General features: G+C 73.2%; 18 protein-coding genes and 1 pseudogene. 1 reads left to right on the forward strand and 18 read right to left on the reverse strand.

The genetic code is table 11. The annotated features are described in order from the left end of the window. Positions 1 to 128: 128 nt before the first annotated feature. From ACIRRS_RS34410 to ACIRRS_RS34475, 14 genes and pseudogenes are all read right to left on the reverse strand, one after another. Positions 129 to 3,164 (reverse strand): AAA family ATPase, encoded by a 3,036-nt coding sequence (locus ACIRRS_RS34410; protein WP_402979592.1) that lies wholly within the window; start codon positions 3,162 to 3,164, stop codon positions 129 to 131. Positions 3,165 to 3,307: 143 nt separating this feature from the next. After that, positions 3,308 to 3,466, reverse strand: coding sequence for a hypothetical protein (locus tag ACIRRS_RS34415; RefSeq protein WP_402979595.1), 159 nt, complete (start codon positions 3,464 to 3,466; stop codon positions 3,308 to 3,310). A 252-nt stretch (positions 3,467 to 3,718) separates the two neighbouring features. Next, positions 3,719 to 5,215 carry an Asp-tRNA(Asn)/Glu-tRNA(Gln) amidotransferase subunit GatB gene (gene gatB, locus ACIRRS_RS34420; RefSeq protein ID WP_402979705.1) on the reverse strand — a complete coding sequence of 499 codons (1,497 nt, stop codon included), beginning with the start codon at positions 5,213 to 5,215 and terminating at the stop codon, positions 3,719 to 3,721. A gap of 80 nt (positions 5,216 to 5,295) precedes the next feature. After that, a complete protein-coding gene (locus ACIRRS_RS34425; protein WP_402979598.1) occupies positions 5,296 to 5,556 on the reverse strand; it encodes a hypothetical protein in 261 nt (86 codons plus the stop codon). After that, positions 5,553 to 7,046 carry an Asp-tRNA(Asn)/Glu-tRNA(Gln) amidotransferase subunit GatA gene (gene gatA, locus ACIRRS_RS34430; RefSeq protein WP_402979601.1) on the reverse strand — a complete coding sequence of 498 codons (1,494 nt, stop codon included), beginning with the start codon at positions 7,044 to 7,046 and terminating at the stop codon, positions 5,553 to 5,555. The genes ACIRRS_RS34425 and gatA overlap by 4 nt, the downstream gene beginning before the upstream one ends. A gap of 5 nt (positions 7,047 to 7,051) precedes the next feature. Continuing rightward, the gene (gatC, locus tag ACIRRS_RS34435) at positions 7,052 to 7,348 is read right to left on the reverse strand and encodes an Asp-tRNA(Asn)/Glu-tRNA(Gln) amidotransferase subunit GatC (protein WP_030057414.1); all 297 of its coding nucleotides are present in this window, start codon (positions 7,346 to 7,348) and stop codon (positions 7,052 to 7,054) included. A gap of 618 nt (positions 7,349 to 7,966) precedes the next feature. Beyond that, positions 7,967 to 9,454: pseudogene (locus ACIRRS_RS34440) on the reverse strand (putative bifunctional diguanylate cyclase/phosphodiesterase); the annotation flags it as partial. A 373-nt stretch (positions 9,455 to 9,827) separates the two neighbouring features. Then, a complete protein-coding gene (ligA, locus tag ACIRRS_RS34445) occupies positions 9,828 to 12,146 on the reverse strand; it encodes an NAD-dependent DNA ligase LigA (RefSeq protein ID WP_402979604.1) in 2,319 nt (772 codons plus the stop codon). A gap of 17 nt (positions 12,147 to 12,163) precedes the next feature. Beyond that, the gene (locus ACIRRS_RS34450) at positions 12,164 to 13,192 is read right to left on the reverse strand and encodes a methionine synthase (protein ID WP_402979607.1); all 1,029 of its coding nucleotides are present in this window, start codon (positions 13,190 to 13,192) and stop codon (positions 12,164 to 12,166) included. Between the two features lie 83 nt (positions 13,193 to 13,275). Beyond that, on the reverse strand, positions 13,276 to 13,965 hold the full coding sequence (locus ACIRRS_RS34455; RefSeq protein ID WP_402979610.1) for an SDR family oxidoreductase: 690 nt from the start codon (positions 13,963 to 13,965) through the stop codon (positions 13,276 to 13,278). A gap of 13 nt (positions 13,966 to 13,978) precedes the next feature. Continuing rightward, positions 13,979 to 14,503 carry a TIGR00730 family Rossman fold protein gene (locus ACIRRS_RS34460; protein WP_402979613.1) on the reverse strand — a complete coding sequence of 175 codons (525 nt, stop codon included), beginning with the start codon at positions 14,501 to 14,503 and terminating at the stop codon, positions 13,979 to 13,981. A 41-nt stretch (positions 14,504 to 14,544) separates the two neighbouring features. Then, positions 14,545 to 15,102 carry a Uma2 family endonuclease gene (locus ACIRRS_RS34465; RefSeq protein ID WP_402979616.1) on the reverse strand — a complete coding sequence of 186 codons (558 nt, stop codon included), beginning with the start codon at positions 15,100 to 15,102 and terminating at the stop codon, positions 14,545 to 14,547. A 64-nt stretch (positions 15,103 to 15,166) separates the two neighbouring features. Further along, positions 15,167 to 16,303 carry a tRNA 2-thiouridine(34) synthase MnmA gene (mnmA, locus tag ACIRRS_RS34470; RefSeq protein WP_402979619.1) on the reverse strand — a complete coding sequence of 379 codons (1,137 nt, stop codon included), beginning with the start codon at positions 16,301 to 16,303 and terminating at the stop codon, positions 15,167 to 15,169. Positions 16,304 to 16,352: 49 nt separating this feature from the next. Then, positions 16,353 to 17,534 carry a cysteine desulfurase family protein gene (locus tag ACIRRS_RS34475; protein WP_402979622.1) on the reverse strand — a complete coding sequence of 394 codons (1,182 nt, stop codon included), beginning with the start codon at positions 17,532 to 17,534 and terminating at the stop codon, positions 16,353 to 16,355. 171 nt (positions 17,535 to 17,705) lie between these two features. Here ACIRRS_RS34475 and ACIRRS_RS34480 point away from each other — a divergent pair, with 171 nt between their 5' ends. Further along, positions 17,706 to 18,482 carry an IclR family transcriptional regulator gene (locus ACIRRS_RS34480; protein WP_402979625.1) on the forward strand — a complete coding sequence of 259 codons (777 nt, stop codon included), beginning with the start codon at positions 17,706 to 17,708 and terminating at the stop codon, positions 18,480 to 18,482. Here ACIRRS_RS34480 and ACIRRS_RS34485 read toward each other — a convergent pair. Genes ACIRRS_RS34485 through ACIRRS_RS34500 form a run of 4 tightly spaced genes read right to left on the reverse strand, consistent with a single transcriptional unit; the run spans position 18,388 to position 22,308 of the window. Next, complete coding sequence (locus ACIRRS_RS34485) at positions 18,388 to 19,047, reverse strand: trimeric intracellular cation channel family protein (protein ID WP_402979628.1); 660 nt, start codon at positions 19,045 to 19,047, stop codon at positions 18,388 to 18,390. The genes ACIRRS_RS34480 and ACIRRS_RS34485 overlap by 95 nt on opposite strands. A gap of 45 nt (positions 19,048 to 19,092) precedes the next feature. Further along, on the reverse strand, positions 19,093 to 20,175 hold the full coding sequence (locus ACIRRS_RS34490) for an ABC transporter ATP-binding protein (RefSeq protein ID WP_402979631.1): 1,083 nt from the start codon (positions 20,173 to 20,175) through the stop codon (positions 19,093 to 19,095). 34 nt (positions 20,176 to 20,209) lie between these two features. Further along, positions 20,210 to 21,301 carry an ABC transporter ATP-binding protein gene (locus ACIRRS_RS34495; RefSeq protein WP_402979634.1) on the reverse strand — a complete coding sequence of 364 codons (1,092 nt, stop codon included), beginning with the start codon at positions 21,299 to 21,301 and terminating at the stop codon, positions 20,210 to 20,212. Next, positions 21,298 to 22,308 (reverse strand): ABC transporter permease, encoded by a 1,011-nt coding sequence (locus ACIRRS_RS34500; RefSeq protein WP_402979637.1) that lies wholly within the window; start codon positions 22,306 to 22,308, stop codon positions 21,298 to 21,300. The genes ACIRRS_RS34495 and ACIRRS_RS34500 overlap by 4 nt, the downstream gene beginning before the upstream one ends. Positions 22,309 to 22,425 lie beyond the last annotated feature (117 nt).

A 22,425-nucleotide genomic window follows, 5' to 3' on the forward strand; every position in this document is an offset into this window, starting at 1 on the left:
ACGGATCGGCCCGGTTGGCGGAGGCGTGCGAGGAGGGGCTCACGCGGCGCGCACGGGTGCACGCCCCGGCGCTCGAACGCCGGGGCCCGCCCCGTCCCCGCAGGTCGCGGGCCCTGCGGGGGTGGTGCTCAACCCCCGGTCACGGAAAGGTCGTCCGGGAACAACCGCAGCCGGTGCGCCAGTGCGGCGGCCTCGCCGCGGCCCGCGACCCCGAGCTTTCCGAGGATGTTGGACACGTGCACGCTTGCGGTCTTCGGAGAGATGTACAGTTCCTCGGCGATCTGACGGTTCGTCCAGCCGCGCGCGAGAAGTCGAAGCACGTCCCGCTCACGGGGGGTGAGGCCGAAGGACTCCCCGGCCGACTGCTCCGGACGGACGGCCGGCGACGCCGGGGCGGCGGGCGCGAGGTCCAGCCCGGCCCGCTCGGCCAGGCCCGCGATGTGCGCCACCAGCGGACGGTCCCCGCGGGCGGCCGCCACCTCGCCCGCCTCCCGCAGCAGGCCCACCGCGCCCTCGCGCCGCCCGGCCCGCAACTCGGCCTCGCCCGCCCGCAGCAGCGCGAGCGCCAGCGGGTACGGCAGCCCGGCGGGCCGCAGCAGCGCGACCGACTCCGCCCACTGCTCGGGGGTGTCCGACCCGTCGGCGCGGGCGAGTTCCGCGTCCAGCAGCCGGGCCCAGCCGTGGTGCAGCGGCGCCCGGCGCTGCAGCCCGGCCGCCGCCGAGGCGATCGCCGCCAGCGACGCCGCCCGGCCCTCCTCGGCCTGCGGCAGGCCCCGGCTGTCCGCCTCCACCGCGGCCCCCTCGACCAGCAGCGGGTAGACGTCCGCCTCGTAGCCGAGCGGCCCCTCGCCCTTCAGCACGCCCCTGAGGGTGGCCCGGGCCTCCAATGGCCGCCCCGCCTGGGCGGCCAGCGCCACCGCGAGCCGGGCGATCGACACCACCTGCGGCTCCTCGTCGGCGCGGTCCCCCGCCCGGGCGAGGGCGAGGGCGGCGGCCGCACCGGCGAAGTCGCCGTTCAGCCGGGCCAGGTCCCCGCGCATCCGCTCCAGCTCGGCGTTGCCGCCGCCCAGCCCGGAGGTGTCGGCCGAGGCCAGCACCTCGGCGGCCTCCTCCAGCCGGCCGAGGTCCATCAGCGCCTCGATCAGGTTGCTGGCCAGGATGCCGCCCATGTTGCGCAGCAGGCCGGTGCTCTCCGCGAACTCCAGCCCCTCCCGGGCCAGTTCGACGGCCTCCTCGGGCCGGCCCAGCTCCCGCCGCATGCTGGCCAGGTTGTTGAGGCCGCGCAGCAGCACGTCGGGCGCGCCGAGGCGGCGGGCCCGCTCCACGGCGTCCGTCACCCCGGCCAGCCCGGCCTCGGTGTCGCCGAGGATGTAGCGCAGGTGCCCCAGCGTCATCCGGGTGTTGACCTCGACCGAGGTGGCGCCGACCTCCCGCGCGATCCGGATCGCCCGCTCGGCCATCTCGACGTCCTCGGGCCCGGAGCCCCGGTGCATCGCCCGGGCGGCGCTGAGCGAGAGCACCTCGGCCTGCACGGCGGACGCCCTGCGCCCCTCCACCAGCCGCAGCGCGTACGCGATCTCCTCGTCGTCCCCGGAGCGGCGCAGGAACTCCAGCAGCCGGGCCCGGTTCATCCGGAACCAGGCCGCGCGCATCGGGTGCACGGTCTCGTCGACCAGCCGCAGGGCGCGCTTGGCCAGGCTCAGGCCGCGCTCGCGGTCGCCGCAGCGCCGGGCCGCGACCACCGCCTCCGCCAGCACGTCGACCAGCTGGATGCTCTCGCAGTCGTCCGCGTCGGCGTCGCAGGAGCCGGGCGGGTAGGACTCGGCCCAGTCGTACGGCCGCAGGGTGTTGGCCAGCACGTCCTCGGAGACGGAGTCCCACAGCTCCAGCGCGCGCTCCAGCATGCCGAGCTGCTCGGCGAAGGCGTTGCGCCGCCGGGCCGCCCGCGCGGCGTCCAGGGCGGTCGGCAGGGCGCGGGCCGGATCGTGCGCGTGGTACCAGTAGTTGGCCAGCCGGGCCGCCAGCGCGTCGGCGCGCACCAGGTGCGGGTCCGCCTCGACGGCGAGCGCGAACTTGCGGTTGATCCGGTGCCGTTCACCCGGCAGCAGGTCGTCCGAGACGGCCTCGCGGACCAGCGCGTGCCGGAAGCGGTAGCCCTCGCCGTCCGAGTCCAGGCGCAGGATGTTGGCGCCGACGGCCGCCCGCAGCGACTCGATCAGCGCCTCCTCGTCGTCGGCCAGGACGGCCGCCAGCAGGGCGTGTTCGATCCGCGAGCCGCCCTCGGCGGCGATCCGCACGACCCGCTGGGCGTCCTCGCCGAGGCCCTCGACCCGCACCAGCAGCATGTCGCGCAGCGAGTCGGGCAGCCCGGCGCCGCAGCCGTCGTGGAAGTGGGTGGCCAACTCCTCGACGAAGAACGGGTTCCCCTCGGAGCGCCGGTGGACGCGGTCCACCAGCTCCCCGTCCGGGGTGCCGGTGCCCAGGATGCCCGCGAGCTGGGCGGCGACCTCGCGGCGGCGGAAGCGCTCCAGCTCCATCCGCTGGACGGTGCGCAGCCGCTCCAGCTCCGCCAGGAAGGGCCGCAGGGGGTGACGGCGGTGCAGGTCGTCGGTGCGGTACGTGCCCACGAGCATCACCCGGGAGCTGTGCAGGGTGCGCACCAGGAAGGCGAACAGCTCCCGGGTGGATCGGTCGGACCAGTGCAGGTCCTCGACGGCGAGGACGAGGGTACGGTCCGCGCCGAGCCGTTCGAACAGCCTCGCGGTGTGCTCGAACAGCCGGGCCCGGCCGTACTCGTCGTTCGGCTCGCCGTCCGCCTCGCCGAACTCCGGCAGCAGCCGGGCGAGATGGCCCTCGCTTCCCGCGGCGGCCCGCTCCAGCTCGGGGCCCAGCGCGCGGTACAGCCTGCGCAGCGCGGAGGCCAGCGGCGCGAACGGCAGACCCTCGGCGCCGACCTCCAGACAGCCGCCGATCGTGGTGACCGCCCCGGCGTCCGACGCCCGGCGCAGGAACTCCTCCAGCAGCCTGGTCTTGCCGACCCCCGCCTCGCCGCCGATCAGGACGGCCTGCGGGCTGCCGGAGCCCGCTCGGCGCAGCGCACCGGTCAGGTCGGTGATCTCGCTGCCGCGGCCTACGAAGACGGGACTCACCGATATCTGCTGCATGGAGGCGAGCATGCCATAGCCCGAGCCACTGGTGAGAGGGGTTATCTCCTGCGGCGAACGCCCCGAACACCCGGAGGGGGAGGCGCCTTTCGGCTGCGCCTCCCCCTCCTGGACCACCTCGGCACCGTACGGGTGCCCGGCGGTCAGCATTCGCGCTGCTTCACGGGGCGCCGCGCGAAGCGGGCGGCCACCGGGCGGACCTGGAGGCGGCGGGCCAGCTTGGCCTCGCGCACCAGGCGCTCGTGCTCGGCGCGGTTGGCAAGCTCGTGGGCCTGCTGCTGAATGAGCTGGTACTCGATCACTTCGGTTCCCCCTGCGGGTTTCACTGCGTTTCCCTGACATGTAAGAGCTTCCTCCCCCAGGTGGGGGTGCCACATCGGGAGCGTTCCCGATGTTTCGAAGGCCGGATGCCTTAGATCGGGGCCGGGGGCACGACAAAGGCCCGGTCCTACCTCCTTACAGAGGTGAGACCGGGCCTTAGACCTTACTTAGAGGGCCTTAGATGCCTTAGATGCCTTGGAAAGGTGGCCTTGATGGCCTAAGCAACCTGAGGATCAGGCAGCGCCGAGCTTCTCCAGGATCAGATCCTTCACGCGGGCGGCGTCGGCCTGGCCCCGGGTCGCCTTCATGACCGCGCCGACCAGCGCGCCCACCGCGGCGACCTTGCCGTCGCGGATCTTGGCGGCGATCGCCTCGTTCTCGGCGATGGCCTGGTCGACGGCCGCGCCCAGCGCGGAGTCGTCCGAGACCACGGCCAGGCCGCGCTTCTCGACGACCTCGTCCGGCTCGCCCTCACCGGCCAGCACGGCCTCGATGACCTGGCGGGCCAGCTTGTCGTTCAGCTTGCCCTCGGCGACCAGCGCGGTGACCCGGGCGACCTGCGCCGGGGTGATCGGCTGCTCGGCCAGCTCGGTGCCGGTCTCGTTGGCGCGGCGCGCCAGCTCGCCCATCCACCACTTGCGGGCCTGGTCGGCGGGGGCGCCGGCCGCGATGGTCTCCTGGATCGGCTCCACCGCACCGGCGTTGAGCACCGACTGCATGTCCTTGTCGGACAGCGCCCACTCGGCCTGCAGCCGGGCGCGGCGCACCCGCGGCAGCTCGGGCAGACCGGCGCGCAGCTCCTCGACCCACTCGCGGGAGGGGGCCACGGGCACGAGGTCCGGCTCGGGGAAGTAGCGGTAGTCCTCGGCGTTGTCCTTGATCCGGCCCGAGGTCGTGGAGCCGTCCTCCTCGTGGAAGTGACGGGTCTCCTGGACGATCGTGCCGCCGTCGTTCAGGACGGTGGCGTGGCGCTGGATCTCGAAGCGGGCGGCCCGCTCCACGCTGCGCAGGGAGTTGACGTTCTTGGTCTCCGAGCGGGTGCCGAACGTCGAGGTGCCGTTCGGGCGCAGCGACAGGTTGACGTCGCAGCGCATCTGGCCCTTGTCCATGCGCGCCTCGGAGACGCCCAGGGACTTGATGACCTCGCGCAGCTCGGCCACGTACGCCTTGGCGACCTCGGGGGCGCGCTCCCCGGCGCCCTCGATCGGCTTGGTGACGATCTCGATCAGCGGGATGCCGGCCCGGTTGTAGTCGAGCAGCGAGTGGGTGGCGCCGTGGATGCGGCCGGTGGCCCCGCCGACGTGGCTGGACTTGCCGGTGTCCTCCTCCATGTGGGCGCGCTCGATCTCCACGCGGAAGGTCGAGCCGTCCTCCAACTGCACGTCGAGGTAGCCGTTGAAGGCGATCGGCTCGTCGTACTGCGAGGTCTGGAAGTTCTTGGGCATGTCCGGGTAGAAGTAGTTCTTCCGCGCGAACCGGCACCACTCGGCGATCTCGCAGTTCAGCGCCAGGCCGATCTTGACGGCCGACTCCACGCCCACCGCGTTGACCACCGGCAGCGAGCCCGGCAGGCCCAGGCAGGTCGGGCAGGTCTGGCTGTTCGGCTCGGCGCCCAGTTCGGTCGAGCAACCGCAGAACATCTTGGTCTTGGTACCGAGCTCGACGTGGACCTCAAGGCCCATCACCGGGTCGTACGACGCGAGAGCGTCCTCGTAGGAGACCAGGTTCATGACGCTCACAGCGTCCCTTCTCAACTAAAGACTCGGGAGGTACGGGTCCGGCCCCACCCGGGTGGGGCCGGACCGGGGCGTCAGCCCAGGAGGACGTCGTCGGAGGCGAGCTGACGCAGCTCGCGCACCAGCAGGGCGGTGCCCGTGATCAGCGCGGCGGCGCCGACCAGGGCGTTGACCAGCTTGAGGGTGTCGCTCTCCTCGCGGGCCCTGCGGACGTCCTTGGCCACCGAGATCGCGCCGAACGCGCTGGTGCCGATGGACAGCCACAGACCGGGCTTCGAGTGCTTGAAGCCCTTGAGAGAAGCGGACTGGGCCTTGGCCTTCTCGATCTTGCTCACAGTGCCGGTGCCTCCTCCAGCAGGGTGTGCCCCCACTTGTCGTTGAGTGCGGCCTCGACGGCGCCGCCCACGCGGTACAGGCGGTCGTCCGCCATCGCGGGCGCGATGATCTGCAGGCCGACCGGGAGATTGTCCTCCGGCGCCAGGCCGACCGGCAGCGACATGGCCGCGTTGCCCGCCATGTTGGACGGGATCGTGCACAGGTCGGCCAGGTACATCGCCATCGGGTCGTCGGCGCGCTCGCCGATCGGGAAGGCGGTGGTCGGCGTGGTCGGGGAGACCAGCACGTCCACGCCGGCGAAGGCGGCGTCGAAGTCGCGCGAGATCAGCGTGCGGACCTTCTGGGCCGAGCCGTAGTAGGCGTCGTAGTAGCCCGAGGACAGCGCGTAGGTGCCCAGGATGATGCGGCGCTTGACCTCGTCGCCGAAGCCGGCCTCGCGGGTCAGCGCGGTGACCTCCTCGGCGGAGCGCGTGCCGTCGTCGCCGACGCGCAGGCCGTAGCGCATGGCGTCGAAGCGGGCCAGGTTGGAGGAGCACTCGCTCGGCGCGATCAGGTAGTACGCCGGCAGCGCCAGGGTGAACGACGGGCAGGACACCTCGACGACCTCGGCGCCCAGCTCGCGCAGCAGCTCCACCGACTCGTTGAAGCGCTGCATGACGCCGGCCTGGTAGCCCTCGCCCGCGAACTCCTTGACGACGCCGATGCGCATGCCGCGCACGTCGCGCATCTTCGCGGCCTCGACCACGGCCGGGACGGGCGCGTCGATCGAGGTGGAGTCCAGCGGGTCGTACCCGGCGATGACCTCGTGCAGCAGCGCGGTGTCCAGCACCGTACGGGCGCACGGGCCGCCCTGGTCCAAGCTGGAGGAGAACGCGACCAGGCCGTAGCGGGACACCGAGCCGTAGGTCGGCTTCACGCCGACGGTGCCGGTGACGGCGCCGGGCTGGCGGATCGAGCCGCCGGTGTCGGTGCCGATGGCCAGCGGGGCCTCGAAGGCGGCCAGCGCGGCGGCCGAACCGCCGCCGGAGCCGCCGGGGATGCGGGTGAGGTCCCACGGGTTCCCGGTCGGGCCGTAGGCGGAGTTCTCGGTGGAGGAGCCCATCGCGAACTCGTCCATGTTGGTCTTGCCGAGGATGACGACGTCGGCGTCCTTGAGCCGCGTGGTCAGGGTCGCGTCGTACGGCGGCACCCAGCCCTCGAGGATCTTGGAGCCGCAGGTGGTCGGGATGCCCTTCGTGGTGAAGAGGTCCTTCAGCGCGAGCGGGACGCCGGCCAGCGGGCCCAGCTCCTCGCCCTTGGCGCGCTTGTCGTCGACGGCCTTGGCGGCGGCCAGGGCGCCCTCGGTGTCGACGTGCAGGAAGGCGTTGACCTTCTTGTCCACGGCGTCGATGCGGTCCAGGTGCGCCTGCGCGACCTCGACGGCCGACACCTCGCCCTTGGCGATGGCGCTCGCGGTCTCAGCGGCGGTGTAGCGAATCAGCTCGGTCATATCGGTCAGTCCTCCCCGAGGATCTGCGGCACACGGAAACGCTGCTCCTCGGCGGCGGGGGCGCCGGACAGCGCCTGCTCCGGGGTGAGCGACGGCCGCACCTCGTCCGCGCGCATGACGTTCGTCAGGGGGAGCGGGTGGGAGGTCGGCGGTACGTCCTGTCCGGCGACCTCGGAAACGCGGGCGACCGCGCCGATGATCACGTCGAGCTGCTCGGCGAAGTGGTCCAGCTCTTCGGGCTTCAGCTCAAGACGCGACAGCCGGGCGAGGTGGGCGACCTCCTCGCGCGTGATGCCAGGCATGCAGCGATCCTCAGGGTGAGTTCTGGTGAGGCCCGGCGGCGCCTGCCGGCGTACCGGGCCCGGGCAGGAGCGGCCGGGTTCGGCGCTCCGTCCTCGTGGTCTGTGGCCCCATCCTATGGGGCCGGGCCCGGCCACCGGCCAACGAGTAACACCGGGGCCGCGTCACTGGGGCCGGGTGTGGGCCCAACTCTGCGCGCCCGGGGGGACGGACGGGAGCGCCTGGACGTGCTGGACGCGCGGCTGCGGGTGCGGCAGGTGCTGGGCGTGCGCGGCCTGCAGGGGCACGGGCTGCCCCGCCGGGGCGCCCTGCGGGACGGGCTTGGGGACGGCCTTCGCGGCGGGCGGCGGCAGCACGGGCGCCGCGGCGGCGGGCGGCAGCACGGGCATCGCGCAGGGCATCGCGGCCGGGGGGATCACCGGCGGCAGCACGGGCGGGAGCACGGGCGGAAGCGTCGGCGGCAGCACGGGCGGCAGCGCCGGCGAGACGACGGCCGGGTGCGGGAGGGGCTGCTGGAGCGGCTGCGGCACGGGCTGCGGCAGGACGGGCCCCGTGACGGGCGGCGCCTGGCGCGCCGCGCCCAGCCGCTCGACGTACGGCGCGGAGGCGATGCGGTGCACCTGCAGCCAGGCGGTGGCCTGCTCGGCCGGCAGCGCCGCCGACACCAGCCAGCCCTGCACCGCGTCCACGCCCAGCCCGTGCAGCCGCTCCCAGGTCTCGTCGTCCTCCACGCCCTCGGCGACGACGGTCAGGCCCAGCGAGTGGGCCAGTTCGACGGAGCAGCGCACCACGGCGGCGTCGTGGTCGTCGGCGACCATCCGGGAGACGAAGGAGCGGTCGATCTTCAACTCCCCCACCGGCAGGCTGCGCAGGCGCACCAGCGAGGAGTGGCCGGTGCCGAAGTCGTCCAGGGACATCCCCACGCCGTAGCCGCGCAGTTCGGCGAGGGTGTCGGCGGCGCGGCGGGAGTCGTCCAGCAGCAGCCGCTCGGTGATCTCCAGTTGGAGCGCGTGGGCCGGCACCCGGTGGCGCAGCAGGTGCTCGGCGACGCGCTGCGCGAAGCCCGGGTTGAGCACGTCGCGCGGGGAGACGTTCACCGCGACCTGCACCTGGAGGCCCTGCTCGCGCCAGCTGGCGAGCTGGCCGACCGCCGCCTCCAGCACGTAGTCGGTGAGCCGGGGCATCAGGCCGCTGGACTCGGCGAGGCCGACGAACTCGTCCGGCGAGACCCTCCCCTGCCCGGGCCGCTCCCAGCGCAGCAGCGCCTCCAGGCCCACCACCCGGCCGTCGAAGGCGACCTTGGGCTGGTAGTGCAGCTGCACCTCGCCGGTCTCCAGCGCCCGGCGCAGGTCCCCCAGCAGCCCGATCCGGTACGGCGTGTCGGCGTCCTGCGCCTCGTCGTACTGGGCGACGCCGCTGCACCCGCGCTGCGCGTGGCCCATCGCGACGTCGGCGCGGCGCAGCAGGGCCTCGGCGTCCTGGGCGTGCCGGGGGTAGACGCAGACGCCGGCGGTGGCCTCCAGGACGAGCAGCAGCCCGTCGAGGCGGATCGGGGCGGCGAGTTCGGCGATCAGGGCCTTGGCGACGCGCTCCAGGCTGTCGGGGCAGTTGATGCCGGGCAGCAGCACAGCGAACTCGTCGCCGCCCATCCGGGCCACCATCGGGCGGCCGCGCCGGTAGTGCCGGGGCAGGCCCGCGAAGACGTCGTCGATGGACTCCCGGGTGGCGCTTCCGGCGGGGCCCCCGGAGCGCAGGGCGCGGTGGAGGCGGCGGGCGATGTGGACCAGCAGCCGGTCCCCGGCGGTGTGCCCGAGCGTGTCGTTGAGCGATCGGAACCGGTCGAGGTCGAGCAGTATCAGACCGACGCTGGCGCCTTCCCCGCGTTCGGCGATCGCCTCCTGGGCGGCCAGGAGTAACGCCTGACGGTTGGGCAGGTCGGTCAGCGGGTCGGTCAGCTGGTCGCGGGCGCGGTCCCGGGCGATCCGCCAGGCCGCGACCAGCACGGCCAGGGGCACCGCGAACAGCGGCAGCAGCTCGGGTTCGTACCGGTAGACCAGGACGGCCAGCGGGATGAGCGGCGCGGCTCCGGCCAGCAGCACGCCGAGCAGCAGGACCGCACCCGCCACCCCCTGCGGCGGGCGTGTGGGCGCACCGCCGGTCGTACGATCCATAAGCCCTGTCCTCCGTCGGGCCCGCCCCGTCAGGCCGCCTTCAGGTGAGGCACCGCGCCGGTACCGACAGCTGCCGGGCATGGAGCGACCCCGAGAGCCACCGGCTCAGCCGGTGCCCCCACCCCTGCTGACACTCTGTTGCGCTCCAGGGTATGCCGGGGTCAACCCGCTGGGCAGACTTTCGGACAACCGGAAACGCGCTGCCGCGCCGGGTGCCGCTCGGTGACACAATGCCCGCTTTCACGGAGCGGCACCCGATGACGTTGCATCAGGACGATAACAACCCGGATCCGGCCGCGAGGCCCCCGGGTCAGCCCTCCGCCGGGGCCTCCGGCTCGGCGGCGGGCTCCGGAGCGGGATCGGTGGGGTCGGCGGGAGCCTCGGGCTCCGGAAGCCCCAGGTGGGCGCGGGCGGCGGCCGGGCCGTCCGCGAGGAGGACGGCGAATCCGGCGTCGTCGAGGACCGGAAGCCCCAGTTGAACCGCCTTGTCGAACTTGGACCCGGGGTTGTCACCGGCGACCACGAAGTGGGTCTTCTTCGAAACCGATCCGGTCACCTTCGCTCCGCGCGAGGTCAGCGCCTCCTTGGCGCCGTCCCGGGTGTGGCCGGCGAGCGTGCCCGTCACCACGACCGTCAGGCCCTCCAGGGGGCGCTCCGCCTCCTCCTCGTCGGCGAACTCCTCGGTGAAGCGGACGCCCGCCGCGCGCCACTTCTCCAGGATCTCCCGGTGCCACTCCTCCGCGTACCACTCCTTGATCGAGCGGGCGATCGTCGGACCCACGCCCTCGGCGGCGGCCAACTCCTCCTCGGACGCGGCGAACACCGCGTCCAGGTCGCGGAACTCCCGGGCCAGCACCTGGGCCGCCACCGGGCCGACGTGCCGGATGGAGAGGCCGTTGAGGAAGCGCCACAGCGGGCGGTCCTTCGCCTTCTCCAGGTTCTCCAGCAGCACCTGGGTGTTCTTCTTCGGCTCGCCCCTGAGGTTCGCGAAGAAGGCGACCCGCTTCTCCTCGCCCGTCTCCTCGTCCAGCTTGGGCATGCCCGTCTTCTGGTCGCGCACCAGGACGGTGATCGGCAGCAGTTGCTCGACCGTCAGGCCGAAGACGTCGCCCTCGTTGCGCACCGGGGCCACGGCCGGCTCCAGCGGCTGGGTGAGCGCGGTGGCGGCGACGTAGCCGAGGCCCTCGACGTCGAGGCAGGAGCGCCCGCCGAGGAAGGCGATCCGCTCACGGATCTGGGCCGGGCACAGCTGCGCGTTGGGGCAGCGCAGGTCGATGTCCCCCTCGGCCATCGGGCGCAGCTCGCTGCCGCACTCCGGGCAGTGCGAGGGCATCACGAAGGCCTGCTCCGTCCCGTCCCGCAGGTCGTAGACCGGGCCGAGGATCTCCGGGATGACGTCACCGGCCTTGCGCAGCACGATCGTGTCGCCCAGCAGCACGTCCTTGGCCTTGACGATCTCCTGGTTGTGCAGCGTCGCGTACTGCACCATCGAACCGGCCACCTTCACCGGCTCGGCCAGCACCGCGTACGGCGTCGCCCGGCCGGTGCGGCCGATGCCGACCTTGATCTCGGCCAGCTTGCCGGTGACCTCCTCCGGCGGGTACTTCCAGGCGATCGCCCAGCGCGGGGACTTGGAGGTGGCGCCGAGCCGGCCCTGGAGGGCGATCTCGTCCACCTTCACCACGACGCCGTCGATCTCGTGCTCGACCGAGTGCCGCTGCTCGCCGAAGTGCGCGATGAACGCCCGGACCTCCGCGAGCGTCCCCACCACCCTGTTGTGCCGGGCGGTGGGCAGGCCCCAGTCGTGCAGCAGCTGGTAGGCGTGCGACTGGTTGTCGATCTCGAAGCCGACCCGGGCGCCGATGCCGTGCACCACCATGTGCAGCGGGCGGGAGGCGGTGACGTGCGGGTCCTTCTGGCGCAGCGAACCGGCGGCGGCGTTGCGGGGGTTCATGAACAGCCGGATCATCGCCCGGGGCCGTTTGCCCTCCTTGGCGCGCTCCTCGTTCTCCTGCCGACGGCGCTCGTTCTCCTCCGCGAAGGAGGCGTTGAGCGCGTCGAACTCCTCGGTCGGGAAGTAGACCTCGCCGCGGATCTCCACCAGCTCGGGGACGTTCTCGCCCTGGAGCTGGTGCGGGATCTCCTTGATGGTGCGGACGTTGGCGGTGATGTCCTCGCCGACGCGGCCGTCGCCGCGCGTCGCCGCCTGCACCAACTGGCCGTTCTCGTAGGTGAGGTTGACGGCCAGGCCGTCCACCTTGAGCTCGCACAGGTAGTGGTACTCGATGCCCTGGAGCTCGGTGGCGACGCGCTCCGCCCAGGCGCCGAGCTCCTCGTCGTCCATGGCGTTGTCCAGGCTGAGCAGCCGCTCGCGGTGCTCGACCTCGGCGAACAGCCCGGTGGCGGCGCCGCCGACCTTCTGGCTCGGCGAGTCCGGAGTGACGAGGGCCGGGTGCTCGGCCTCGACCGCCTCCAGCTCCCGCATCAGCGCGTCGAACTCGGCGTCGCTGACGACGGGCGCGTCCTGCTCGTAGTACCGGGCGCGGTGGCCGGTGATCTCCGCCGCCAGCTCGGCGTGCCGCCTGCGCACCTCCGCCGGGACGTCCTCCCAGCCCTCGACAGCCGTCACCGAAGCCTCCTACAGTCTCATTCCGGGTTGTCCACCAGGCTCTGCGCCGCCCGCGCGGCGAGCGACAGCGCCTTGCGGGCGTACGCCGGGGAGGCCCCGGCCAACCCGCAGGTCGGCGTCACCAGCACGCGACGGCCCAGCAGCTCCGGAGCGAACCCGAGCCTGCGCCACAAGGTCCTGACTCCCTGGACACTACCGGCAGGGTCTGACATCCCACTCGATTGACGGACGGCCTCCTCGGTCGAGGGCACGACTCCCGCCAGGATCGCCGTACCGGCCTCCACCGCCTCGCCCAGGTCGTCGTCCGCACGGTCGGTGAGCAGGGAGAAGTCCAGCGAGACGCCCGCGACCCCGGCCCGGCGCAGCAGCGGGATCGGCACCTCGGGGGCGCAGCAGTGCACCACCACGGGCGCGTCCAGGGCGCGGATCAGCTCGCGCAGCGCCTCCTCGGCCACCTGCCGGTCGACGGAGCGCAGCCGCTGGAAACCGCTGGCGGTCTTCACCCGGCCCGCGAGGACGGCCGGCAGGGACGGCTCGTCCAGCTGCAGCACCACCTGCGCGCCCGGGACGCGGCGGCGGACCTCGGCGAGGTGGCGGCGCAGGCCCTCGGCGAGCGAGCCGGCGACGTCCCGGCAGGCGCCGGGGTCGGCGAGCGCCTTCTCGCCGTACTTGAGCTCGATGCTCGCCGCGAGCGTCCACGGGCCCACCGCCTGGACCTTGAGCGCGCCCTGGTAGCCCTGGGTGAACTCCTCCAGGGCGTCCAGGTCCTCGCCGAGCCAGGAGTGCGCCCGCCGGGTGTCCCGGCCGGGGCGGTCGGCGAAGCGCCAGCCGCTGGGCTCCGTCTGCGCGAACAGCTCCACCAGCAGGCCGGCGCCGCGGCCGATCATGTCCGCGCCCGGGCCGCGGGCCGGCAGCTCGGGCAGGAACGGCAGGTGCTCCAACGCCCCGGTGGCGGTCTTGGCCGCCTCCCGGGCGTCGGTGCCGGGCAGCGAGCCGACGCCGGTCGCGGCGCCGGTCAGGTCGGGGAAGGGGTGTTCGGTGCTCACCCCACCGAGCCTAGGGCCTGTCTCCACACTCGCGTCTGCGGGGCGGCGTTGGGAGTGTGGAGACAGGCCCTAGTGGGCCCCGCTCACTGCCCCGGACGGACGGTGATGTCCGTGATCTCCGCGTCCCGGGAGGCGTCCAGGGCCGCGAGGACGGCCTTCGCCACCGACTCCGGGGCGATGAAGCGCGCGGCGTCGTACTCCCGGCCCTCCTGCTGGTGCACCTTGACCTGCATGGGGGTGGCGGTGCGCCCCGGGTACACGGTGGTGACGCGGACGCCGCCCGCGTGCTCCTCGTGGCGCAGCGAGTCGGCGAGGGCGCGCAGCCCGTGCTTGCTGGCCGCGTACGCCGACCACTCGGCGTGGGCGTTCAGCCCGGCGCCGGAGTTGACGAACACCACGTGGCCCTTGGCCAGGCGCAGCGAGGGCAGCATCAGCCGGGTCAGCTCGGCGGGGGCGACGAGGTTGACGTTGAGCGTCTCCTGCCAGGCCTTGACCGGCAGTTCGCCGACCTGGCCCAGCTCGACGACGCCGGCGACGTGCAGCAGCGAGTCCAGCCGAATGGGCATCTGCTGCTGCCCGAACGCCCAGGAGAGCTTCGCCGGGTCCCCCAGGTCGCCGACCAGGGTCTTCGCGCCGGTGAAGCGCCCGCGCAGCTCGGCGGCCCGCCGAGCGTCCCGGGCGAGGAGCCACAGCTCCTCCCCGCGCTCCAGGAGTCGCTCGGCCAGGACGGCGCCGATGCCGGAGCCGGCGCCGGTGATCAGATGTGCAGCCATGGTCCCGATCCTCTCAGGCCTTGAGCTGGGCGAACACCTCGGCGGGCGTGTCCGCGAAGGTGATCAGCTCGGCGAGCGGCTTGGGCAGGAAGCCCTCCGCGTCCATGCGCTCCAGCTGCGTGCGCAGGCCGGAGTAGAACCCCTCGGTGTCGAGCACCACGACCGGCTTGTCGACCATGCCGTGCTTCTTCAGCTCCAGCACCTCGGTGACCTCGTCCAGCGTCCCCAGCCCGCCGACGAGCACCACGATCGCGTCGGCCCGCTTCGCCAACTCCGCCTTGCGCTCGGCGAGGTCGGCCGTCCACACCAGCTCGTCCGCCCCGGTGTACGCCTTGTGCCGCAGCATCTCGACCATCACCCCGACCAGCTCGCCCCCGGCCGCCTTGACGTTGTCCGCCAGCAGCCCCATCAGCCCGGCGTCCGACCCGCCCCACACCAGCGTGTGCCCGCCCTCCCCCACCAACCGCGCGAACTCGGCGGCGGGCGCGGTGTAACGGTCGTCGAGCGAGTACGCGGAGCAGAAAACACAGATCTTCATAATGCGAACTGGTCTATCACGCCTCCGCCCCCGCGCGCCGCTCAGTCCGCGTAGGGGACCAGTTTCGAGAGGTCCAGGCTGAAGTCGAAGGGCGCCGGAACGGTGATCGCGTCGCCGAACTTCCGGTCGCTGCGGGTGTGGTACCGGTCCCGGTCCGGCTCGGAGAAGAGCGTGACCGTCTGCTGGCGGGGGTCGACGATGAGGTACAGCGGGATGCGCATCGCGGCGTAGTCGCGCAGCTTGTCCATCCAGTCGTTGCCCGGGTTGGAGGGCGAGACGATCTCCACGGCGATCAGGGCCTCCTCGGCGGGCGCCTTGTTGCCCGGCCCGGAGAGCACCTCCAGGGGCAGGTACGTGAGGTCCGGCTCGCGCCCCTTGGAGAGGTCCGGGCTGACGATCTCGCTCCGCTCGCTGGGGAGCCAGCCCTCCGGGGCGTGCCGCTCGAACTGCCGCCGCACCTGGGCCACGTTGAGCTGGTGGATGTTGGACGGCGCCGCCTGCATGATCAGCGTGTCCCCGGACCACTCGATCCGGACGCCCTCCGGGGCGATCCGCTCCAGCTCCTCGACGAAGTCGCGGTGCTGCTCGTAGAAGCTCATGCCACCCACTATGACCGACGGCGCCCGTGTTCCGGGCGCCGTCGAGGGCCGTCGGGGCCAGGCCTCAGGGGGTGAGGGCGGGGCGTTCGGTGGTGGCGATGGTGGCGGAGCCGATGACGCGGGGGCCGTCGTAGAGGACGACGGCCTGGCCGGGGGCGATGCCGCGGGCGGGGGTGTCGAGGCGGACGTGGAGTTCGCCGTCGACGACCCGGGCGTGGACGGGCACCTCCTCGCCGTGGGCGCGCAGTTGGGCGGTGTAGCGGCCGTCCGCGAGCAGCTCGGTGCCGCACCAGCGCGGGCGGATCGCGGTGAGGCCGATCACGTCCAGGCCCTCGACGGGCCCGACCGTCACGGTGTTGTTCACGGGCGAGATGTCGAGGACGTACCGAGGCTTGCCGTCCGCCGCCGGGCGGCCGATGCGCAGGCCCTTGCGCTGGCCGATGGTGAAGCCGTACGCACCGTCGTGCTCGCCGAGCTTGGTGCCGTCGGTGTCGAGGATGTCGCCGGTGGCCGTGCCGAGGTGGCGGGCGAGGAAGCCCTGGGTGTCGCCGTCCGCGATGAAGCAGATGTCGTGGCTGTCGGGCTTCTTGGCCACCGCCAGCCCGCGCCGCGCAGCCTCCTCGCGGATGGCCTCCTTGGTGGTGTCGCCGAGCGGGAAGAGGGAGTGGGCGAGCTGCTCCGCGTCCAGGACGCCGAGGACGTAGGACTGGTCCTTGGCGGGGTCGACGGCCCGGTGCAGCTCGCGCGAGCCGTCCGGCAGGTCGACGATGCGGGCGTAGTGCCCGGTGCAGACGGCGTCGAAGCCGAGGGCGATCGCCTTGTCCAGCAGGGCCGCGAACTTGATCTTCTCGTTGCAGCGCAGGCAGGGGTTGGGGGTGCGCCCGGCCGCGTACTCGGCGACGAAGTCGTCGATGACGTCCTCGCGGAAGCGCTCGGCGAGGTCCCACACGTAGAAGGGGATGCCGATCACGTCGGCCGCCCGCCAGGCGTCCCGGGAGTCCTCGATGGTGCAGCAGCCGCGCGCGCCGGTGCGGAAGGACTGCGGGTTGGCGGAGAGCGCCAGGTGGACGCCCGTCACCTCGTGCCCCGCTTCGACGGCGCGCGCGGCGGCGACGGCGGAGTCGACTCCGCCGGACATCGCCGCGAGCACGCGCAGACGGCCGGTGGACGGGGTGGTCGGGGCGCCCGGGAAGTCAGTCATGGTGACTACAAGGGTACGGGGCCGCCGAACATGCCCGACGCGGACGGATCTACCTCCGGACGGAGGCCAGCCCCGCGTTGCGCGCCCGCTGCACGGCGGGCCCGATCGCCCCCGTCAGCGCCGTCACGTCGTCGCGCACCGAGGTGTGCCCGAGCGAGAACCGCAGCGAGGCCCGCGCCAGCAGCGGGTCGACGCCCATGGCGAGCAGCACGTGGCTGGGCTGCGGCACCCCCGCCGAGCAGGCGGAGCCGGTGGAGCACTCGATGCCGGCCGCGTCGAGGAGCATCAGCAGGGCGTCGCCCTCGCAGCCGGGGAAGGAGAAGTGGGCGTTGGCGGGAAGCCGCCCCCCGGGCGACGGGTCCCCGTTGAGGACGGCGTCCGGGACGGCGGCGAGCACGCCCGCCACCAGCTCGTCGCGCAGCGCCCCGAGCCGCGTCCCGTGCTCCTCGCGCCGCTCGACGGCCAGCGCCGCGGCGGCCGCGAAGCCGGCGGCGGCGGGGGCGTCCAGGGTGCCGGAGCGCACGTCGCGCTCCTGCCCACCGCCGTGCAGCAGCGGGACGGGCGCCGCGCCGCGCGACAGCAGCAGGGCGCCGATGCCGAAGGGCCCGCCGATCTTGTGGCCGGTGACGGTGACCGCGGTGAGCCCGGAGTCGGCGAAGGAGACCTCCACCTGGCCGAGCGCCTGCACCGCGTCCGCGTGCACCGGGATGCCGAACTCGGCGGCCACTGCGGCCAGTTCGCGTACGGGCTGGACGGTGCCGACCTCGTTGTTGGCCCACATGACGGTGACCAGCGCCACCGAGGCCGGGTCCCGCTCGATCGCGGAGCGCAGCGCCTCGGGGTGCACCCGGCCGAGCGCGTCCACCGGCAGGTACTCGACCTCGGCGCCCTCGTGCTCGGAGAGCCAGTGCACCGCGTCCAGCACCGCGTGGTGCTCGACCGGGCTGCTCAGCACCCGGGTGCGGGCCGGGTCGGCGCCGCGGCGGGCCCAGTAGAGGCCCTTGACGGCCAGGTTGTCGGACTCGGTGCCGCCGCCGGTGAGGACGATCTCGCTCGGGCGCGCGCCCAGCGAGTCGGCCAGCGATTCGCGGGCCTCCTCCACCACCCGGCGGGCACGGCGGCCGGCCGCGTGCAGGGACGAGGCGTTGCCGACCACCCCCAGGTGCGCCGACATCGCGGCGATCGCCTCGGGCAGCATCGGCGTGGTCGCCGCATGGTCCAGGTATGGCATAACCCCCCGATTGTAGTGGGCGCCCCCGGGCGCCGTTCCCGGCCCGTACCGTTCCGGCCACCTTCCCGTCGCTCTCCGCCGGACGCCCGCGTCCGGTACCGGTTTGTACCGCTGTGGCACCCAGCGGTTAGCCTGACGAGCACTTCTGAACCAGACCCACCGGGGGCCGCCATGTCGCAGTCGGTCGACCGCGCGCTCACCCTCCTCGCCGCGCTCGGCGACGGCCCGCTCACCCTCGACCAGGCCGCCACCCGCCTCGCCGTGCACAAGTCCACGGCGCTGCGCATCCTGCGCGACCTGGAGGGCCACGGCTTCGCCCGCCGCGAGCCCGACCTGCGCTACCGCCTCGGCGGCCGGGTCCTGTCGCTGGCGCACCGGGCGCTGGAGGAGCTCGACGTGCGGGAGGTGGCCGCGCCCCACCTCGCGGCGCTGAGTTCGCGCAGCGGCTTCACCGTCCAGCTGGCCGTGCTGCACGACGGCGAGGTGCTGTACGTGGACGAGGTGGCCGGGCACTGGGCGGAGCGGCCGTCCCGGATCGGGCGCCGCGCGCCGGTGACGGGCACGGCGGTGGGCCGGGTGCTGCTGGCGGGGCTGCCGCAGGACGGCGCCCGCGAGGAGGAGCTGCCGCCCGAGCTGGCGGCGGTGCGCCGGCGCGGCTGGGCGGCGGAGTCGGCCGAGCACCGGGAGCCGGTGACCTGCGTGGCCGCCCCGGTCGCGGGCAGCGGCGGGCGGACGGTGGCGGCCTGCGCGCTGAGCGCCCCGGCCAGCCGGGTGCCCCCGGCGGAGCTGGCCCGGATGGTGCCGGAGCTGCTCTGCACGGCGGAGGCGATCTCGCTGGCGTACGGCGGCTCGCCTACTCCTCGCTGGTGCGAGAACCGTTGCGGTGCCAGGCCCGCGGCGCGCGCCAGCCGTACCGCAGGGCGAGCATCCGCAGCCCGAAGGCGGTGAGAGCGGCGGCGGTGCCGGTCAGGCCGGTGAGCCGGTCCAGGGCGATCAGCAGGGCCACCAGCGCGGCGCCGACCAGCGCCGGGACGGCGTAGATCTCCCGGTCCCAGCGCAGCAGCGAGGGGATCTCCCCAGCCAGCACGTCGCGGATCACCCCGCCGCCGGCCGCGGTGACCATTCCGAGCGCGACGGCCGAGACGGCGCCGAGCCCGTAGTCGTGGGCCTTGGCGGTGCCGGTGACGCAGAACAGCCCGAGCCCGAGCGCGTCCAGCGTCTGCACCGCCCGGTTGATCCGCTCCACCTCGGGGTGCAGGAACACCACCACCAGCGCGGCCCCCAGCGGCGTCACGAAGTACCCGAGGTTGGTGAACGCCGCCACGGGCGTCGCCCCGATCACCAGGTCCCGCATCACCCCGCCCCCCAGCGCGGTGACCTCCGCCAGCACGGCGATGCCGAAGATGTCCATGTTCTTGCGGACGGCGAGCAGGCCCCCGGACAGGGCGAAGACGAAGATGCCGACGAGGTCCAGCGTCTGCTGCACGTCGGAGGGGAAGATCTGGGAGGTCACCCGACAACTATGACCTGCCCGGAACCCTCCCCTCCGCGTACGGCGTCAGACGGCGGCCGCGGACGCCTCTTCGGGGCCGTGCTGACCGTTCCCCTCGGTGCCCTCGGGGAAGTGGCACGCCACCTGGTGCCCCGTGGCCAGGGTCGCCAGCGGCGGTTCCTGGGCCGCGCAGACGTCCTGGGCCTTCCAGCAGCGGGTGCGGAAGCGGCAGCCGCTGGGCGGGTTGATCGGCGAGGGGACGTCGCCCTTGAGCAGGATGCGCTCGCGGCCGCCGCGCTGGCGGCGGCGCGGGTCCGGGACGGGCACCGCGGACATGAGGGCGGTGGTGTACGGGTGGCGCGGGCTGCGGTAGAGCGAGTCGCGGTCGGCGATCTCGACGATCTTGCCGAGGTACATCACCGCCACCCGGTCGGAGACGTGCCGGACCACCGAGAGGTCGTGCGCGATGATCAGGTAGGTCAGGCCGAGCTCCCGTTGGAGGTCGTCCAGCAGGTTGACGACCTGGGCCTGGATGGAGACGTCGAGCGCGGAGACGGGCTCGTCGGCGATGATCATCTTCGGCCGCAGGGCGAGCGCCCGGGCGATGCCGATGCGCTGGCGCTGGCCGCCGGAGAACTCGTGCGGGTAGCGGTTGTAGTGCTCGGGGCTGAGCCCGCACAGCTCCAGCAGTTCCTGGACGGCCTTCTTGACCCCGCCCTCGGGCTGGGCGTTCTGCAGCTTGAACGGCGCCCCGACGATGGTGCCCACGGTGTGCCGGGGGTTCAGCGAGGAGTACGGGTCCTGGAAGATCATCTGGATGTCGCGCCGCAGCGGCCGCATCGCGCCGACGCCCAGGTGGGTGATGTCGGTGCCCTCGAACTCGATCGTCCCGCCGGTGGGTTCGTCGAGCCGGGTGACGAGCCGGCCCATCGTCGACTTGCCGCAGCCGGACTCGCCGACGACGCCGAGCGTCTCCCCCGGGTGGACGGTGAAGTCGATGCCGTCGACGGCCCGCACGGCGCCGGTCTGGCGGTTGAACAGCCCGCTGCGGATCGGGAAGTGCCGGGTCAGGCCGGTCACCTTCAGCAGCGGCTCGCGGTCCGGGGCGGGCGCCGGGGAAGGGGGCGAGGCCGTCTGAGTGTCCGTCATCGGTTCTCTCCAGGATGGTGGTACGAGGCCGGGCTCACAGCCGGGGCGCGATCTCTTCGGTGAAGATGCGGTGCCGGTCGGCCGCGGGCAGGTGGCAGGCCGCGAGGTGCCCGGGGGCGGCCTCGGCCAGCACCGGGACCTCGCCCACCGAGCGCCCGCCGGTCAGCTCGGCGTACGGGCAGCGCGGGTGGAAGGCGCAGCCGGACGGCACGTTGATCAGGCTGGGCGGGGTGCCCCTGACCGGCACCAGCCGGTCCTGCAGTTCGCGGTCCAGGCGCGGCATCGATCCCAACAGGCCCCAGGTGTAGGGGTGTTCGGGCGCATCGAAGAGGGTCTCGGCGGGGCCGCGCTCGACGCACTTGCCGCCGTACATGACGAGGATGTCGTCGGCGAGCTCGGCGACCACCCCGAGGTCGTGGGTGATGATGATGACGGCGGAGCCGAACTCCTCCTGGAGGTCGCGGATGAGGTCCAGGATCTGCGCCTGGACGGTGACGTCCAGGGCGGTGGTGGGCTCGTCGGCGATCAGCAGGGACGGGTCGTTGACGAGCGCCATGGCGATCATCGCGCGCTGGCGCATGCCGCCCGAGAACTGGTGCGGGTAGTCGTCCGCACGGCGGTCGGGCTGCGGGATGCCGACCCGGGCGAGCATCTCGATCGCGCGGGTCCGGGCCTGCTTCTTGCTCGCCTCCGGGTGGTGGACCCGGTACGCCTCGACGATCTGGGTGCCGACCGTGTAGTACGGGTGCATCGCGGTCAGCGGGTCCTGGAAGATCATCGCCAGTTCCCGGCCGCGCAGTTGGCGCACCCGGTCGGGCCCGGCGGCGATGAGGTCCTCGCCGGCGAGGCGGATCTCGCCGCTGATCCGGGCCCGCTTGGAGCGGTGCAGGCCCATGATGCCCAGCGAGGTGACGGACTTGCCGGAGCCGGACTCGCCGACGATGCCGAGAGTGCGGCCCTTGTGCAGGTCGAAGCTGACGCCGTCCACCGAGCGGACCAGGCCGTCGTCGGTGTCGAAGTGGATGCGCAGGTCGCGCACCGACAGGAACGGGTCGCCGGCGGGCACGCGCGGCTCGGCGTCGGCCACCGCGTCCGAAGGCTGCGCGGTCTTGTCGAGGTCGGTCACGAGATCCTCACCCGGGGGTCGACGAGGGCGTACAGGAGGTCGACCACGAGGTTGCAGACGACGATGAAGAAGGCGGCGAGCAGCGTGACGCCGAGGATCTTCGGCAGGTCGTTGTCGGCGATCGCCTGGACGGCGAACTGGCCGACGCCCTGGAGCGAGAAGACCTGTTCGGTGATCAGCGCACCGCCGAGCAGCAGGCCGAGGTCCATGCCGAAGATGGTGATGATGGGCGTGAGCGCCGAGCGCAGCCCGTGCTTGACCACGACCTTGCGCTCGACCAGGCCCTTGGCCCGGGCGGTGCGGATGTAGTCCTCGCTCATGGTCTCCAGCATCCCGGCGCGGGTGAGCCGGGCGTAGAGCGCGGAGTAGAGGAAGGCCAGCGAGATCCAGGGGAGGATCAGGTTGCGGGCCCACATCAGCGGGTCGTCGGTGAAGTCGACGTACTGCAGGTTGTCCAGGATGGGCCACTCGTAGCTGAACAGGGTCAGCAGCAGGGCGCCGGTGAAGAAGACGGGCAGCGAGACGCCGGCCAGGGCGACGCCCATGGCGAGCCGGTCGAAGATCGAGCGCGGCTTGAGGGCGGAGACGACGCCGGCGGCGACGCCGGAGACCAGCCAGATCACGGCCGCGCCGATGGCCAGCGAGACCGTCACCGGGATGCGGCTGGTCATCTCGGGCCAGACCTCGAGGTGGTTCTTGAAGCTGTAGCCGAAGCACGGCACGTGGCAGGTGACCGGTTCCGGGCCGAACTGGTACTCGGCGCCGGTGAACAGCCCCTTCAGGAAGTTCCAGTACTGCGTGTACAGCGGCTGGTCGAGGCCGAGGTTCTGCTTGACCGCCGCGATCGTCTCGGGTGACGGGTTCTTCCCGATGTACTGGGCGGCCAGCTGGTCGACGGTCTCGCCGGCCAGGCGCGGCAGCAGGAAGAAGATCGCGAAGGTGACCGCGCTGACCACCAGGAGCAGCACCAGGGCCGCGAAGATCCTGCGGATGATGTAGGCAAACACAGTTGGGCGGCTCCGGCGCCCGCCGCCGTCCGGGATCCTCCGGAGGGGCGGCGGGCGCCGCTGCCTTCACCTGCCTTCAGGGATGCGGAGCCGTGCTCGTGCTCTCGCGCTCGGGCT

It is taken from the genome of Kitasatospora sp. NPDC101183, from assembly GCF_044767945.1.
Taxonomy (GTDB): domain Bacteria; phylum Actinomycetota; class Actinomycetes; order Streptomycetales; family Streptomycetaceae; genus Kitasatospora.

Bases quoted from the DNA above. Each gene is read 5' to 3' on its own strand.
- ACIRRS_RS34410 (WP_402979592.1), bottom strand. From the start codon at position 3,164: ATGCAGCAGATATCGGTGAGTCCCGTCTTCGTAGGCCGCGGCAGCGAG.
- gatB (WP_402979705.1), bottom strand. From the start codon at position 5,215: ATGAACCTGGTCTCCTACGAGGACGCTCTCGCGTCGTACGACCCGGTG.
- gatA (WP_402979601.1), bottom strand. From the start codon at position 7,046: ATGACCGAGCTGATTCGCTACACCGCCGCTGAGACCGCGAGCGCCATC.
- gatC (WP_030057414.1), bottom strand. From the start codon at position 7,348: ATGCCTGGCATCACGCGCGAGGAGGTCGCCCACCTCGCCCGGCTGTCG.
- ACIRRS_RS34455 (WP_402979610.1), bottom strand. From the start codon at position 13,965: ATGGCTGCACATCTGATCACCGGCGCCGGCTCCGGCATCGGCGCCGTC.
- ACIRRS_RS34460 (WP_402979613.1), bottom strand. From the start codon at position 14,503: ATGAAGATCTGTGTTTTCTGCTCCGCGTACTCGCTCGACGACCGTTAC.
- ACIRRS_RS34465 (WP_402979616.1), bottom strand. From the start codon at position 15,102: ATGAGCTTCTACGAGCAGCACCGCGACTTCGTCGAGGAGCTGGAGCGG.
- mnmA (WP_402979619.1), bottom strand. From the start codon at position 16,303: ATGACTGACTTCCCGGGCGCCCCGACCACCCCGTCCACCGGCCGTCTG.
- ACIRRS_RS34475 (WP_402979622.1), bottom strand. From the start codon at position 17,534: ATGCCATACCTGGACCATGCGGCGACCACGCCGATGCTGCCCGAGGCG.
- ACIRRS_RS34480 (WP_402979625.1), top strand. From the start codon at position 17,706: ATGTCGCAGTCGGTCGACCGCGCGCTCACCCTCCTCGCCGCGCTCGGC.
- ACIRRS_RS34490 (WP_402979631.1), bottom strand. From the start codon at position 20,175: ATGACGGACACTCAGACGGCCTCGCCCCCTTCCCCGGCGCCCGCCCCG.